Source organism: Frigoribacterium sp. AC394 (genome assembly GCF_979258095.1).
In genome coordinates, this window is the sequence record NZ_OZ409834.1 from 145,422 (window position 1) to 159,520 (window position 14,099).

Below are 14,099 nucleotides of genomic sequence, written 5' to 3' on the forward strand. Positions count from 1 at the left end.
CATCGGCGCTCGCAGCCCATTCCGCCCGGCCGCTCATCTCGGTAGCGTGATCGTGTGGAGAATCGGTTTCGCATCGACGACGACGACCTCGGGGTCGACCTGCAGGCCTCGAGCGTCACGCTCGACGACGACGGGGTGATCGACGCGGTCGTGGTCGCCCAGCGGGTGCCCGCCGCGGCCGACTGGACGGAGTCGCCGCCGCGCCTCCGGTTCCGTGACGTGCCGCTGAAGTTCGACGGGGCCAGCTTCGGGGCGACCGTCGACGACGACCTGCTCGACGAGCACGACATCGCCTTCTGGCTCGAGGGCAGCGACGACGTGCACGGGGTGCTCAGCCTCCGTGCCGGCGACCTGCTGCGCTTCGTCGGCACCACCCACGTCTCGGGCGAGCCCACCTCGTGGCGACTGGACGTCGCCCTCGCGTTCGGCGGCACGAGGCGCGCACCGGCCGTCTGACGGCAGGCGAGTCGCGGCGGGCGCCTCAGCGGTGCGCGATCTCGACCACCGGCACGTACCGCCGGACGCGCATCTGCAGGGTCAGCTGCCCCCGTCGGGCGAGCACGAGGGCGGTGATCGCCGCGACGAGCGCGGGCACGCCGCCCGACAGCACCATCGCCGCGTGGGTTCCGAACGTCTCGACGACGAGTCCCATCAGCGGCCCGCCGATGGCCTGTCCGCCGAGCAGCACCAGCACGTAGAGCGACATGACACGACCCCTGATGGCGATGTTGCTCGAGAGCTGCACCAGCTGGTTCGCCGCGGTGAGGAACAGCAGCGATGCGAAGCCGACGGTGACGAGGGTGACGGCGAAGAGTCCCACCGACGGCATCGAGCCGGCGACCGCCTGCAGCACGCCCGTCGCCAGCAGGCCGAGCACGATGGTCCGCAGCCGGATGGTCGCCCGGCGCGTCGACAGCAGCGCGCCGGTGAGGGCGCCCACCGCGATCATCGAGTTGAAGAGCCCGTAGCCCCCCGCCCCCACGTCGTAGACGTCGTCGGCGAACGAGGCCAGCAGCACCGGCATGGTGAGGCCGAACACGGCGTACGAGGCGACGAGCACCACCGGCACCAGGATCGTCGGCTTCGCCCGGGCGTAGGCGAGGCCCGCCCGCAGCTGACCGCGACTGCGCGGGCCCGGCGTCGTGCGGGTCATCTGCGCCGTCTTCAGCAGGCCGAGCATGACGACCACCAGCAGGCAGGCGACCCCGTTGACGACGAACGCCCAGCCGGCGCCCACCGCCAGCAGCAGCACTCCGCTCACGGCGGGTCCGATCATCCCGCCGAGCTGGAACACGCTGGAGTTCACGCTGATGGCGTTCCGCAGGTACCTGTGCCCCACGAGCTCCGACACGATCACCTGCCGTGCGGGGTTGTCGATGACCGTCACGAGACCGGTCGCGAACGCGATGGCGAAGACGTGCCAGGGCATCACGACGCCCGAGAGCGTCAGGGCCGCCAGCCCGAGACTGAGGACCGCGAACACGCTCTGCGTCGCGATCATCAGGGCCCGCTTCGAGAAGCGGTCGACGATCACCCCGCCCAGCAGGCCGAAGAAGAGCATCGGGGCGAACTGCAGCGCCACGGTGATGCCGACGGCCGTCGCGCTGCCCGTCAGCTCGAGCACGAGCCAGTCCTGTGCTATGCGCTGCATCCAGCCCGCCGTCATCGCGACGACGTTGCCGGCCGTCCACAGCCGGAAGTTCGGCACGCTCAGGGCGATGAAGGTGTGTCGCCACGGCGGGCGCTCGGCCATGACGGGCAGGGGTTCGGTGGCGGGCGGCGGGGCGACGGTGCGGGGCGGGACTGACATCACCGTCGACGCTACGGCCCGAACCCTCATTCGGACCCGCTATGGTTCGAATCAGTGCCATTGGTCATCGCAATGCACCGAGAGGAGTCCCGTGTTCGACCCCGCCCTGCTCGCCACGTTCCTCGCCGTCGCCGAGACCCGCAGCTTCACGAACGCCGGGCTCCGTCTCGGCATCAGCCAGCCCACGGTCAGTCAGCACATCGGCCGTCTCGAGAAGGCCGCCGGCCGCACGCTCGTCACGCGCGACACCCGCGAGGTCCGACTCACCGACAACGGCGACGCCATGGCCGGCTTCGCCCGCACGATCCTCGCCGCCCACACCGCCGCCGAGAGCTACTTCAGCGGCTCGGCCATGCGCGGGCGACTCCGCTTCGGCGCCGCCGACGACCTCGCGATCACGCAGCTGCCCCGCATCCTCCGGCACTTCCGTCAGCTGCATCCGCAGATCGACCTCGAGCTGACCGTCAACCAGAGCGCCCCGCTCCGTCGCCGCCTCGCCTCCGGACACCTCGACCTCATCTTCGTCAAGCAGACGGCGGGCGAGAGCACCGAGGGCACCCGGGTCGCCGGAGACACCATGGTCTGGATGGCGCAGGAGAAACTGCAGATCGAGACCGGACGCCCCGTGCCCCTCATCGCCTACCAGGCGCCGAGCCTCAGCCGACAGCTCGCCATCGACGCGCTCGAATCCGCCGGCCGCACCTGGCGCATCACCTGCAACACCCGCGACGTCAACGGCATGCTCGCCGCCGTGCGCGCGGGCATGGGCATCGCCGCCTTCCCCTTCTCCCTCATCCCCACCGATCTCGTCAAGGTCAGCCGCCGCTTCTCGCTGCCCGACCTCGGAGACGTCGACTACGTCCTCGTCGCCAACCCCGTCGCCCCCCGCGAACCCGTCGACGCGCTCACCGCCGCCATCATGAGCCGCGGGGTGAGCCGAGCCGTCTGACCCACCCACCCACCGCGATCGGCGCCGACCGCCGACCACGCCGACCGCCGACCACGCCGACCCCGCTGACAGGCCGAGGAGGCGCACGCGAGCACCATGGGCACCATGAACCGCCGCCCCTCCCGCACCCCGAACCCACTCCGCCCCGCCTCCGGGCCGGCCCACCCCGACGCCGACCGTGCCCGCACCACGGCACGGGCGCTCGCCGCGGCCCTCGGGGTCAGCGGGGTCCTGCACCTCGTCCGCCCCGCGGTCTACGACTCGATCGTGCCCCGCGTCCTCCCCGGCCCCGCCCGGGCCTACACGGTCGTCTCGGGCGTGGCCGAGATCGGCATCGCGGCGGCTCTGCTGTCGCGGCCGACCCGCCGTCTCGGCGGCACCCTCGCCGCGGCGCTCTTCGTCGCCGTGTTCCCGGCCAACGTGTCGATGGCGGGCCGATCCGTCCGCAGCGGCCGCGCCTCCTCGGTGCGCACCGCGATCGCGATCGCGCGACTGCCCCTGCAGTGGCCGCTGGTGAGTCGGGCGCTGCTCGTGCGCCGCGCCTCCTGATCCGCGACGCACCGGCGGCCCGGCGACGCCCAGCAGCCGGCGCGCCGACCCCGCTACGGTGGGGAACGACCCCTCTGCGCATCCCGTCGCACCGCCCGAGCCGCACGGAAGGCCCCGCATGACGACCATCGACCTGAACGCCGACCTCGGCGAGGGCTACGGTCGCTGGACTCTCGGCGACGACGACGCGATGCTCGCCGCGGTCACGAGCGCCAACGTCGCCTGCGGGTTCCACGCGGGCGACCCCCTGACCATGACCGCCGTGGTCGACGCGGCGCACCGACGCGGCGTCGCCGTGGGCGCCCACGTCTCGTACCGGGATCTCGCGGGCTTCGGGCGCCGGTTCGTCGACGCCTCCGAGGCCGAGCTGGTCGGCGACGTCGTCTACCAGATCGGTGCGCTGACCGGGGTCGCGGCGTCGGTCGGGGCCACGGTCCGCTACGTCAAGCCGCACGGCGCGCTGTACTCGGTGATCGCGGGCGACGACGAGCGCGGTCGTCGGCACGCCCGTGCCGTCGTCGAGGCTGTCACGCGGGTCGACCCCGGCCTGGTGCTCGTGGGCCTGGCGGGTTCGCCGCTGCTGGTCCGGGCGACCGAGGCGGGGCTGTCGACCATCGCCGAGGCCTTCGCCGACCGGGCCTACACGCCCGACGGCCGACTCGTCCCGCGCACGAGCCCCGGCGCCGTGCTGCACGACCCCGCCGAGATCGTCGACCGCGTGCTGCGGCTCGTCGAGACGGGGCGCATCCGGGCCGTCGACGGCACCGATCTCGAACTCCGGGCCGAGTCGGTCTGCGTGCACGGCGACACCCCCGGCGCCGTCGCGATCGCCGCCGGGCTGCGCACGGCTCTCGAGGCGGCGGGCGTCGACGTCCGCTCGTTCGTCGCCGTCCCGCGTCAGGTCGCGGCCACCGAGGCCGCCGTCCCGCCGTCGCCGCAGACCGCAGCGCTCCCGCTCCCGCTCCAGCCCTCGGCCGATGCCGCCGCCGGGTCGACGTCGTGAGCGACGACCACGGGGTCGACCTCCAGTCGGCGATCGCGCGCCTGCGGGTGCTCCCGCTCGGCACCGACGGCATCCTGATCGAGACCGGCGGGCTCGACGAGTCGCTGGCGCTGTTCGGAGCACTGCTCGCGCAGCCCGTCGCCGGTCTGCTCGACGTCGTGCCCGCGGCGCGGACGGTCGCGGTGCGGTTCCTGCCCAGCCTCCTGCCCGTGCGGTCGCTGCTCGCCGTGATCCGCTCGCTGCCGAAGTCCCGCGACGCGGCGACCAGCGGTCGACTCGTCGAGATCCCCGTGCACTACGACGGGGCCGATCTCGACGAGGTGGCGCGTCTCACCGGGCTGAGCGTCGACGAGGTCGTGCGGCGCCACACGGACGCCGTGCACACCGTCGCGTTCACCGGCTTCGCGCCCGGCTTCGCCTACCTCTCGGGCGGCGACCCGGCTCTCGACGTGCCCCGGCGGGACGTCCCGCGCACCGCCGTGCCCGCGGGCGCCGTCGCCCTCGCCGCGGGCTTCTCCGGCGTCTACCCGCGAGAGAGCCCGGGCGGCTGGCAGCTCCTCGGTCGGACGACCGTCCCGATGTGGGATCTCTCCGAGCGGGTCCCCGCCCTCCTGCAGCCGGGCATGCGCGTCCGCTTCGTCGCTGTGCCGGAGCGCGAGGGCGGCGTCGATCTCGACGACGTCACGACGCCCCACGGCGACGACCGCACCGAGGAGGCACGGGTCGGCTCCCCGACGACGGCTTCCGTCGCGCTCCGCGCCGCCACGGTCGAGCACGCGGCGGACCCGGCGGTGTCGCCGACCCGCGCGCTCGTCGTGTCGGCTCCCGGGCCGTTCAGCATCATCGAGGACCTGGGGCGCCCCGGCCGGTCGGGTCTCGGCGTCTCGCGATCGGGCGCGATGGACCACCGGGCGCTCCGCGAGGCCAACCGGCTCGTCGGCTCGTCCACCGGGTCCCCGGCCCTCGAGATGGCCTACGGGGGTCTCGTGGCCACGGCTCGGGGCGACCTCGTCGTGGCGATCGCCGGGGCGCCCGTCGCCATCACCGTCGACCGTGGCGGCGACCGGATCACCGGCGTCGTCGGAGCCCCCTTCGCGCTCGACGACGGCGACGTGCTCGAGGTGGGCGCGCCTCCTCGGGGCGTCTACTCGTACCTCGCCGTCCGAGGCGGCTGGCTCGTCGACCCGGTGCTCGACAGCGCGTCCGGCGACGTCATGGCCGGGCTCGGGCCCGAGCGTCTGCAGGCCGGCGACGAGCTCGTCGTGGCGCGCGGGTGGTCCGAGTCGGTGGCCGCCGCGGCCCCTCACGTGCAGCGGAACGTCTCGGGGCCCGACGAGGTGACGTTTCTCGACGTCGTGCTCGGACCCCGCGACGACTGGTTCACCGACGAGGCGCTCGCCCGCCTGACCGAGCAGGAGTGGACGGTCACGCCGCAGTCGAACCGCATCGGGCTCCGGCTCGAGGGCGCGGTCCCGCTCGACCGCGCCGTGAGCGACGAGCTCGACAGCGAGGCCACGGTCTCGGGCGCCCTGCAGATCCCGCCCGACGGGCAGCCGGTCCTGTTCATGGCCGACCACCCCGTCACCGGCGGGTACCCGGTCGTCGCCTGCGTGGTCGGCGATCAGCTCGACCGCGCCGCTCAGGTGCCGATCGGCGCCCGGGTGCGCTTCCGCGCCGTGCCCGGCCCGGCGCTGACCGGCCGCGCCGCTGCGGCCGCTGCGGCCTCGTCGCCAGGGGCCGAAGCCGCCGACACCGCACCCATCGGGCCGCCGGCCGCCGTGCCCGAGCGAGGTGACGAGGCGTGAAGAAGGTCCTCATCGCCGAGCGCGGTCTGATCGCCGTCCGCATCGCGGGCGCCTGCGCCGAACTCGACCTCGGCTCGGTCGCGGTGCATGCGGTCGACGACGCCGAGGCCCTCCACGTCCGGGCCGCCGACGAGGCGTGGGCCCTCGACACCGGCGACGCTCTCGACGCCTACCTCGACATGGACGCCCTGATCGGGGTCGCGCGTCGCAGCGGAGCCGACGCCGTCCACCCCGGCTGCGGCCCGCTCTCCGAGAACGCCGAGTTCGCGCGCCGCGTGGTCGCCGCCGGGTTGACCTGGATCGGCCCGACCCCCGAGACGATGGAGACGCTGGGCGACAAGATCGCCACGCGCGCCCTCGCCGACTCGGTCGGCGCGGCGCTGGTCGTCGGCACGGCGGGGCCGATCGAGAGCGCCTCCGACGCCGTCGTGTTCGCTCAGCGGCACGGCATGCCGATCGCCCTCAAAGCCGCTCACGGCGGGGGAGGGCTGGGCCTCCGCGTCGCCCGCCGCCTCGACGAGGTCGCCGACTTCTTCGACTCCGCGGTGCGCGAGTCGGCGGCGGTCTTCGGTCGCGGCGAGTGCTTCGTCGAGCAGTACGTCGACCGGCCGCGGCACGTCGAGGCCCAGGTGCTCGGCGACGGTCGCGGCGGGGTGGTCGTCGTCGACGTGCGCGACTGCTCGGTGCAGCGACGTCATCAGAAGCTCGTCGCCGAGTCGCCCGCGCCGTTCCTGACCGACGCGCAGCGCGACACGGTCGTCGAGACCGCGCGGTCGATCGCGGGTGCGGTCGAGTACCGGGGGGCCGGCACGGTCGAGTTCCTCGTCTCGCAGGCCGGTGCGGTCTCGTTCCTCGAGTTCGGCACGGCCCTGGCCGTCGAGCACGCCGCGACGGAGCAGTCGACGGGGGTCGACCTCGTCCGGCAGCAGCTGCTCGTCGCCGCCGACCGTCCCCTCGAGGTCGACGACCAGCCGCCCGTGCTCGGTCACAGCATCACCTTCCGTGTCACCGCCGAAGACGCGGGGCGGGGCTTCCTGCCGACCGACGCCGCGGTCACCGCCCTGTCGCTGCCCGGCGGCCCCGGGGTCCGGGTCGATCCCGGCGTGGTGTCCGGCGGTGCGGTGCCCGCGGGGCGCGACTCGCTCCTCCTGACCGTCACGGCCAGCGGTCGCGATCGCGACGAGGCGCTGCGGCGGGCCCGACGAGCGCTCTCCGATCTCGACGTCGTCGGGCCGGCGACGACCGTGCCGTTCCACCGTCTGCTGCTCGACGAGGGGGCGTTCACCGCCGACGGCGGGCGGTTCGGGGTGCACACCCGCTGGATCGAGACCGAGCTCGACGGCCTCGACGCCCTCGCGGTCGCCACGCCGCCGGGCGGTCGCGGGCCGGGCCCCGTCCGCAGCTGGATCGAGGTCGACGGCAGGCGGGTCGAGGTCGCCCTGTCAGCCGCGCTGGCGTCGTCCGAGGTCGTGGCCGCCCTCGTCGCGGCGTCGACGACGGAGGGCGATCGTCCGCCGCTCTAAGATGGGCGTCTGCCCGCGGCCGCCGGGCCACGTCCCCCACCTCGGAGTCGCCTCATGACCACGTCCGCGCCCACCGGCCCCGCCACGACACCCACGAGGCCCGCCGGCCGTCTCGATCGCTACTTCGAGATCACGGCCCGAGGCTCGTCGTTCGCACGGGAGTTCCGCGGCGGCATCGTGACCTTCGTCACGATGGCGTACATCGTCATCCTGAACCCGCTGATCCTCGGCGGCTTCAGCGCCGACCAGGCCGCACAGGACGTCACGGGCGGCTGGCTGCAGAACGACCAGGTCGCCGCGGTCACGGCCCTCACCGCGGGGGTGATGACCATCCTGTTCGGAACGGTCGCGCGCCTCCCGTTCGCCTTCGCCGCGGGGCTCGGCATCAACTCGTTCCTCGCCGTCAACGTCGTGAACGACGTCACCTGGCCCGAGGCGATGGGGCTGGTGGTCATCAACGGCCTCGTCATCACGATCCTCGCCGTCACGGGGCTCCGCGGGTTGATCTTCAACGCCGTCCCGGCCGCCCTCAAGACCGCGATCACGGTCGGCATCGGCCTCTTCATCGCCTTCATCGGTCTCGTCGACTCCGGCTTCGTGCGCCCGAGCGGATCGGCCTCGCCGCCGGTGCAGCTCGGCGACGCCGGGTCGATCGCCAGCCTGCCGACGCTCACCTTCGTGATCGGACTCATCGCGATCGCCGTCCTGATGGCCCGTCGCGTCAAGGGCGCCATCCTCATCGGCATCGTGGGCACGACGATCGTGTCGATCGTGCTCGAGTCGATCTTCCGCGTGGGGCCGTCGCTCGGTCAGGACGCCGACAAGTGGAACCTGAACGCCCCCGTGCTGCCCACGCAGATCATCGCCCTCCCCGACCTGTCGCTGATCGGCGACGTCAGCTTCGGCGCCTTCGCCCGCATCGGCGTCCTCTCGGCCGTCATGCTCGTCTTCACCCTGGTCTTCACGAACTTCTTCGACGCCATGGGCACCATGACCGGTCTCGCGAAGGCTTCCGAGGTCGCCGACGACAAGGGCACGTTCCCGCGGCTGCGCTCGGCGCTGGTCGTCGAGGGCATCGGCGCGGTCGCCGGCGGCGCGACCAGCTCGTCGTCGAACACGGTCTTCGTCGAGTCGGCCTCGGGAATCGGCGAGGGTGCGCGCACCGGGTTCGCCTCGGTGGTCACCGGTCTGCTCTTCATCCTGGCGATGTTCTTCACGCCGCTCACGCAGGTCGTGCCGCTCGAGGTCGCGTCGGCCGCGCTCGTCATCGTCGGTGCGCTGATGGTCTCGCAGATCCGCGACATCGACTGGACCGACTTCTCCGTCGCCCTGCCCGTCTTCCTCACGATCATCGTGATGCCGCTGACCTACTCGATCGCCAACGGCATCGGCGCGGGCTTCATCAGCTGGGTGCTGGTCCGCGCGTTCTCGGGCAAGGCGCGGGGCATCAGCCCGCTGCTGTGGATCGTCGCCGCCGGGTTCCTGGTTTACTTCGTGCGCGGGCCGATCGAGGCTCTACTGGCCCGGTAGCGGACTGCTGCCCGTCGCCGGTCGGCGAGGCGGCGATCCGGCGACCCGCCGGTGAGCGAGTCGTCGACCCGGCGACGCCCGAGCCGAGGAGGCGCGGGTCAGCGCATCTCGAGCGGAACCGGTCCCGACGGGGCTGGGAACGCCCGTTCGAGCTGCACGAAAGCCTGGTCGTCGAGGTCGACGGCGAGCGCCGCCGCGTTCTCGAGCGCGTGCCCGGTCGTCCCGGCCTTGACGGCCGCGAGCATGTCCGGGGCGAGTCGGAGCACCCAGGCGAGGGCGACCTGCGCCGGCGTGGCGCCGAGGTCGGCGGCGACCGAGGTCAGCACGGGGTGGTCGAGCAGCTCGCCGCTGTCGACGGGGGAGTACGACATGAGCGGCATGCCGTGGTCGCGCGACCAGGGCAGCAGGTCGAACTCCGGGCCGCGGTGGGCGAGGTTGTAGAGCACCTGGTTCGTCTGCACGTTCGCGCCCCCGGCGGGGCCGACGAGCTCGGTCATGTCGTCGACGTCGAAGTTGCTGACCCCCCAGCCGCCGATCGATCCCTCGGCGACCAGCGCCTCCATCGCCTCCACGGTGTCGGTCAGCGGGTGCCCGCCGCGCCAGTGCAGCAGGTAGAGGTCGAGCCGTTCGACGCCCAGTCGCCCGAGACTCGCGTGACAGGCCTCGATCGTGCCGCGGCGCGAGGCGTTCCCCGGCAGCACCTTGCTCACGAGGAACACCTCGTCGCGCCGACCGGCGATCGCCTCGCCGACGAGGCTCTCCGACGCCCCCTGCCCGTACATCTCGGCCGTGTCGATCAGCGTCAGGCCGGCGTCGATGCCGGCGCGCAGCGCTGCGATCTCGGTGTCTCGGCGGCGGGGGTCGTCGCCCAGTCGCCAGGTGCCCTGGCCGAGTGCGGGCACGACGCGACCGTCGGGAAGCGGCACCGACGGGTTGGTGGGGGAGGCGGGGGTCGTCATGCGGAGCGATGGTAGTCGCCGGGCTGCTGGGCGAGCACCTCTCGTGAGAGGAGGGTGGCGGCGGCCACGGCGGCGGGCATGACGGCGACGGCTCCGAAGGGCACGAAGAAGAGCAGGTACGTGGCCGTGCCGAGACCGAGGGTGCGGGCTCGCCGCGTGGCCAGGAGCCGCCGTCGCTCGCGGAGGCTCCGACCCCGGGCGTCGAAGGCGTAGCCCGTGAGCTCGACCGCCAGGAACCAGCCTCCCGTCAGGGCGCCCAGCACGGGGATCGCCGTCTGGCCGACCACGGGTACGAATCCACCGACGAACAGCAGGAGCCCGACTCCGCCGGTGGCGATCAGCAGGCGCACCGAGTCGCCGGCGCTGCGGGCGAGACCGGCCCAGAAGCCGCGGTCGACCTCGGCGGGGGCATCGCCTTCGCGCTCCTCGACCCGACGCCAGATGCGCTCGTAGAACGGGTCGCCGACCAGCAGCGTCACCGCGGTGAAGGCGACGACGGCCAGCAGCACGGCGAGCGCCGTCACGGCCAGCCCGGCGACGAGGCGGGCGGCCGTCCGCGCCCACTCCGACCAGTCCCGGGCGAAGGGGGTCACGGTCACGGCGATGTCGTCGGCGGCGAATCCCACGACGACGACGAGCCCGACGAACACGGCGCCGACGACGAGCGCCGGGACGGCGCCGAGCAGCATCAGGCGCGGCGACGTGCCCCAGAGTCGCAGGCCGCGTCCGAGCAGGCCGACACCGGCGAGGAACTCCCTGACCACGTCCACCCCGAGAGAGTACCGAGCCGAGGAGGCGCGGGTCCGGTCGTCCGCGTCGTCCCGCGTCCTCCACAGCCCGGCCCGTGTCCTCCCCTCCCCATCCGGTCGACGTCGACCCTCTCCACAGCCGCCCCGTCGCCCGCCTCGGCGCGGTCGCCGTGCTGGGCATCCTCGTTCCCATGACAGCTCTCGAGACGTATCCACCCACCCTCGCCCCTCTGCCCACCGACGAAGAGCTGGCCGACTTCGTCGACGACTTCTGCCTCGAGCCGTGCGACATGCGCGCGATCCTCTGGATGTACCTCGACGACGACGGCGTCCCTCTCGCGCCGCCGATCGCCGTCAGCGGATGTCCGGCCGTGCCGACCCGCGGCGAGGCGGAGCTCTACGCCACGCGCATCGTCGAAGTCGCCGGGTGGGTCGAGGCGGCCTCGGTCCTGCTGGTCTGGCAGAGCGACGACGAGTCGCTGTCGGCGTCGTTCGACGACCAGCGCTGGGCCCAGGCCATCCTCTCCTGCGTCGATCCCGGCGGGTTGACGATCCATCCACCGATGCGACGGACTCCGACCGACGTGTCTCGACTCGTCCTGGCGGGCTGAGAGGTGCGAGTCCGAGGCCCCGAGATCCCCCTCGACCCCGACCCCGAGCACCTGAGGCTGCCCGCCCTCGCCCCCGACGCCGATCCCGACACGGCCGACGCGTACGCCGCCGAGCTCTGCGCCGAGGCCTGCGACCGCGAGGTCGTGCACGTCGTGTTCCTCGGCGAGGCCGGCGAGCAGCTCTCTCCGGCCGGTCGCCTGCACAACGCCCCGCGCCTGCCGCGGGCGTCCGAACTCGACCAGTTCGTCGACATGCTGCGGCACCAGGGCCTCCGCGTCCGGGCCCGCCAGGTGGTGCTGGTCTGGCAGACGCCGGACGACGACATCACCGACCGGCTCGGCGTCGAGACCTGGGCGCTGGGTCTCCTCGACCGGATGACCGGCGGCCCCCTGGCGCTCCGTGCCCTCTGGCACCGGACGCCCGAGGGCTACTTCGCCCTGGTCGACTCGGGTCTCGAGTTCACGACCCGGCCGGAACCTCGAACGTCGCGCTGATGACGGCCCGCCCCAGGGTGTGGAAGTGCAGGTTGAAGCCCAGGTAGGCGGGGCTGGCCGAGCCGTCGATCCCCAGCGTCTCGACGTCGAGGGCGTGCACCGCCACGAAGTAGGTGTGCGGTCCGTGCCCGGCGGGCGGCGCGGCACCGACGAAGCGGGCCATGCCGGCGTCGTTCTTCAGCTGGATGGCGCCGTCGGGCAGGCCCGACCCCTCGTCGTCGCCCGCACCCGAGGGGAGCGACGTGGTACCCGCTGGGAGGTCCGCGACGGCCCAGTGCCAGAAGCCCGATCCGGTCGGGGCGTAGGGGTCGTACACGGTCACGGCGAAGCTCTTCGTGCCCTCGGGTGCGCCGCTCCAGCTCAGCTGCGGGCTGGCGTCGTCGCCGCCGGGGCCTATCAGGCCGCTGACCTGGGCCCGGCCCAGTTCACCGCCGTCCTGGACGTCGGTGCTCGTGAGGTCGAACGACGGCACCTCGGCGATGATGTCGTACGGGCGGTCGAAGTGTGACTCGGTCATGGTGCTCCTCGGGTCGGGTCGGGTCGGTTCGTGGCGGGGTCGTGTCCGCGATGTGTCGAGACCGGCGCCGGCGGGATGCCGGCGCCGGTCTCCGGTGCGTCAGGCCGCGTCGAGACGCTGGATCTCGTCGGCGGACAGCTTGATCGTCGGGGCCGTCGCGGAGTTCATGATCGTCTGCGGTCGGCGCGCGCCGGGGATGGGGATGACGAGCTCCGACTTCGCCAGCTCCCAGGCGAGCGTCAGCACCTGCGGGGTCACGCGGCGCGCGTTGGCGATCTCGGCGAAGACGGAGTGCTTCGCGCCGAGCTCCGCGGCGTCGGTGATGCCGCCGAGCGGGCTCCAGGGCAGGAAGGCGATGCCGAGCTCGTCGCAGAGGGCCAGCTCCACCTCGCTCGACCGGAAGGCCGGCGAGTACTGGTTCTGCACCGAGACCAGGCGGTTGTCGAGCACCGTGTTCGCCTCGCGGATCTGCTCGACGGTGGCGTTCGAGATGCCCGCCATCCGGATGACGCCCTCGTCCAGCAGTTCGGCGAGCGCGCCGATCGAATCCGCGTACGGGACGGCCGGGTCGGGGCGGTGGAACTGGTACAGCCCGATGGCGTCCACACCGAGGCGCTTCGCGGAGGCCTTGGCCGCCTCCTTCAGGTAGGCGGGGTCGCCGTTCTGCGCCCAGGCGCCCTCGGTCGGCCGCAGATGGCCGCCCTTGGTGGCGACGAGCACGTCCGACGTGTCGCCGTGGAACCCGGCCAGCGCCCGCGCGATCAGCTCCTCGTTGTGACCGACCTCGTGCGCGCCAGCCTGGTGGTACGCGTCCGCGGTGTCGATCAGGGTGATGCCCTGCTCGAGCGCGGCGTGGATGGTGGCCACGGCCTGGCGCTCGTCGGGGCGCGCCTCGATCGACAGGGGCATGGCGCCCAGTCCGACGGCGCTGACCGTCACGTCTCCGATGGTTCTCGTTCTCATGGGTCTCTCCTTCTCACCACGCGGCGTCCTCCGACGACGTGCGGTGCCCGGGAACGCACCCCGTCCGTGCGGGGTGCATGTCGTGCATCCGTCCTGACTACGCCTCCCACCGCCCGACGGCCCGCCACTCAGCCGCTTGGCAGTCGCCACGACGGTCTCTGCCAGGGCCGCGCCGTATGGTCTCGACATGATCTCCGACGCCCCGGGCGACCCGCGCCACTCGACGCCGATGGTCCGCGCGACCTCTCCGGGGTCCGACCGGTCGGGCTCCGGCTCGTCGGGCGGGGGTGGCCGCTTCCGCGCCTCCTACCGCCGGCAGCGGGCGCGTCTCGATGCGTTCCCCCGCCTCCGCTGGCTGTACAAGGTCGGGGTTGCCCTGGTCGGGCTGTTCGTCGTCGTGCTCGGTCTCGTCCTCGTGCCGCTGCCCGGTCCGGGCTGGCTGATCGTGTTCGTCGGCGTCGCCATCCTCGGCACCGAGTTCCCGCTCGCGCACCGCATCTCGCTCGCGCTGCGTCGCGTCGCGCACCGTCTCCTCCTGCGGTGGCGCGCGTGGCGTGCGGCTCGGGCCGCTCGTGGGGGCCGGTCGACGGGTCCGGCGACCCGCTGACCATCCGCATCCGGACGTCCAGCCGCCCC

General features: G+C 73.2%; 15 protein-coding genes. 10 read left to right on the forward strand and 5 right to left on the reverse strand.

Going from position 1 to position 14,099, the window contains the following annotated elements; all coding sequences use genetic code 11:
• Positions 1-54 precede the first annotated feature (54 nt).
• Positions 55-456 (forward strand): hypothetical protein, encoded by a 402-nt coding sequence (locus ACZZY9_RS00595; RefSeq protein WP_192060478.1) that lies wholly within the window; start codon positions 55-57, stop codon positions 454-456.
• Between the two features lie 25 nt (positions 457-481).
• Here ACZZY9_RS00595 and ACZZY9_RS00600 read toward each other — a convergent pair whose 3' ends face one another.
• Positions 482-1,810 (reverse strand): MFS transporter, encoded by a 1,329-nt coding sequence (locus ACZZY9_RS00600; RefSeq protein ID WP_463462594.1) that lies wholly within the window; start codon positions 1,808-1,810, stop codon positions 482-484.
• 91 nt (positions 1,811-1,901) lie between these two features.
• On the opposite strand from ACZZY9_RS00600, the gene ACZZY9_RS00605 reads away from it, so the two are divergent.
• The 6 genes from ACZZY9_RS00605 (at position 1,902) to ACZZY9_RS00630 (ending at position 9,169) form a co-directional block, all read left to right on the forward strand.
• Positions 1,902-2,759, forward strand: coding sequence for a LysR substrate-binding domain-containing protein (locus tag ACZZY9_RS00605; RefSeq protein ID WP_463462595.1), 858 nt, complete (start codon positions 1,902-1,904; stop codon positions 2,757-2,759).
• A gap of 105 nt (positions 2,760-2,864) precedes the next feature.
• The gene (locus ACZZY9_RS00610) at positions 2,865-3,308 is read left to right on the forward strand and encodes a DoxX family protein (RefSeq protein ID WP_463462596.1); all 444 of its coding nucleotides are present in this window, start codon (positions 2,865-2,867) and stop codon (positions 3,306-3,308) included.
• A gap of 118 nt (positions 3,309-3,426) precedes the next feature.
• Positions 3,427-4,311, forward strand: coding sequence for a LamB/YcsF family protein (locus tag ACZZY9_RS00615; protein ID WP_463462597.1), 885 nt, complete (start codon positions 3,427-3,429; stop codon positions 4,309-4,311).
• Positions 4,308-6,116, forward strand: coding sequence for a 5-oxoprolinase subunit B/C family protein (locus ACZZY9_RS00620; protein ID WP_463462598.1), 1,809 nt, complete (start codon positions 4,308-4,310; stop codon positions 6,114-6,116). The genes ACZZY9_RS00615 and ACZZY9_RS00620 overlap by 4 nt, the downstream gene beginning before the upstream one ends.
• Positions 6,113-7,639 carry an ATP-binding protein gene (locus ACZZY9_RS00625; protein WP_463462599.1) on the forward strand — a complete coding sequence of 509 codons (1,527 nt, stop codon included), beginning with the start codon at positions 6,113-6,115 and terminating at the stop codon, positions 7,637-7,639. The genes ACZZY9_RS00620 and ACZZY9_RS00625 overlap by 4 nt, the downstream gene beginning before the upstream one ends.
• A gap of 54 nt (positions 7,640-7,693) precedes the next feature.
• A complete protein-coding gene (locus ACZZY9_RS00630) occupies positions 7,694-9,169 on the forward strand; it encodes an NCS2 family permease (protein ID WP_192060473.1) in 1,476 nt (491 codons plus the stop codon).
• Positions 9,170-9,267: 98 nt separating this feature from the next.
• Here ACZZY9_RS00630 and ACZZY9_RS00635 read toward each other — a convergent pair whose 3' ends face one another.
• Entirely contained in the window at positions 9,268-10,128 is an 861-nt protein-coding gene (locus ACZZY9_RS00635) for an aldo/keto reductase (RefSeq protein ID WP_463462600.1), read from the reverse strand.
• On the reverse strand, positions 10,125-10,898 hold the full coding sequence (locus ACZZY9_RS00640; protein WP_463462601.1) for an EI24 domain-containing protein: 774 nt from the start codon (positions 10,896-10,898) through the stop codon (positions 10,125-10,127). Before ACZZY9_RS00640 ends, ACZZY9_RS00635 begins: the two co-directional genes overlap by 4 nt.
• Before the next feature lie 74 nt (positions 10,899-10,972).
• On the opposite strand from ACZZY9_RS00640, the gene ACZZY9_RS00645 reads away from it, so the two are divergent.
• Complete coding sequence (locus ACZZY9_RS00645) at positions 10,973-11,488, forward strand: hypothetical protein (protein WP_463462602.1); 516 nt, start codon at positions 10,973-10,975, stop codon at positions 11,486-11,488.
• A 3-nt stretch (positions 11,489-11,491) separates the two neighbouring features.
• Complete coding sequence (locus ACZZY9_RS00650) at positions 11,492-11,983, forward strand: hypothetical protein (protein ID WP_463462603.1); 492 nt, start codon at positions 11,492-11,494, stop codon at positions 11,981-11,983.
• On the opposite strand, the gene ACZZY9_RS00655 is transcribed toward ACZZY9_RS00650, so the two are convergent.
• Together ACZZY9_RS00655 and ACZZY9_RS00660 are read right to left on the reverse strand one after the other, a co-directional pair.
• Complete coding sequence (locus tag ACZZY9_RS00655; protein WP_463462604.1) at positions 11,949-12,500, reverse strand: YbhB/YbcL family Raf kinase inhibitor-like protein; 552 nt, start codon at positions 12,498-12,500, stop codon at positions 11,949-11,951. The two genes, ACZZY9_RS00650 and ACZZY9_RS00655, sit on opposite strands and share 35 nt — an antisense overlap.
• Positions 12,501-12,599: 99 nt before the next feature.
• A complete protein-coding gene (locus ACZZY9_RS00660; protein WP_463462605.1) occupies positions 12,600-13,463 on the reverse strand; it encodes an aldo/keto reductase in 864 nt (287 codons plus the stop codon).
• A 187-nt stretch (positions 13,464-13,650) separates the two neighbouring features.
• Here ACZZY9_RS00660 and ACZZY9_RS00665 point away from each other — a divergent pair, with 187 nt between their 5' ends.
• Entirely contained in the window at positions 13,651-14,070 is a 420-nt protein-coding gene (locus ACZZY9_RS00665; protein WP_463462606.1) for a PGPGW domain-containing protein, read from the forward strand.
• Positions 14,071-14,099 lie beyond the last annotated feature (29 nt).

Bases quoted from the DNA above. Each gene is read 5' to 3' on its own strand.
- ACZZY9_RS00635 (WP_463462600.1), bottom strand. From the start codon at position 10,128: ATGACGACCCCCGCCTCCCCCACCAACCCGTCGGTGCCGCTTCCCGAC.
- ACZZY9_RS00615 (WP_463462597.1), top strand. From the start codon at position 3,427: ATGACGACCATCGACCTGAACGCCGACCTCGGCGAGGGCTACGGTCGC.
- ACZZY9_RS00655 (WP_463462604.1), bottom strand. From the start codon at position 12,500: ATGACCGAGTCACACTTCGACCGCCCGTACGACATCATCGCCGAGGTG.
- ACZZY9_RS00610 (WP_463462596.1), top strand. From the start codon at position 2,865: ATGAACCGCCGCCCCTCCCGCACCCCGAACCCACTCCGCCCCGCCTCC.
- ACZZY9_RS00660 (WP_463462605.1), bottom strand. From the start codon at position 13,463: ATGAGAACGAGAACCATCGGAGACGTGACGGTCAGCGCCGTCGGACTG.
- ACZZY9_RS00600 (WP_463462594.1), bottom strand. From the start codon at position 1,810: ATGTCAGTCCCGCCCCGCACCGTCGCCCCGCCGCCCGCCACCGAACCC.
- ACZZY9_RS00630 (WP_192060473.1), top strand. From the start codon at position 7,694: ATGACCACGTCCGCGCCCACCGGCCCCGCCACGACACCCACGAGGCCC.
- ACZZY9_RS00665 (WP_463462606.1), top strand. From the start codon at position 13,651: ATGATCTCCGACGCCCCGGGCGACCCGCGCCACTCGACGCCGATGGTC.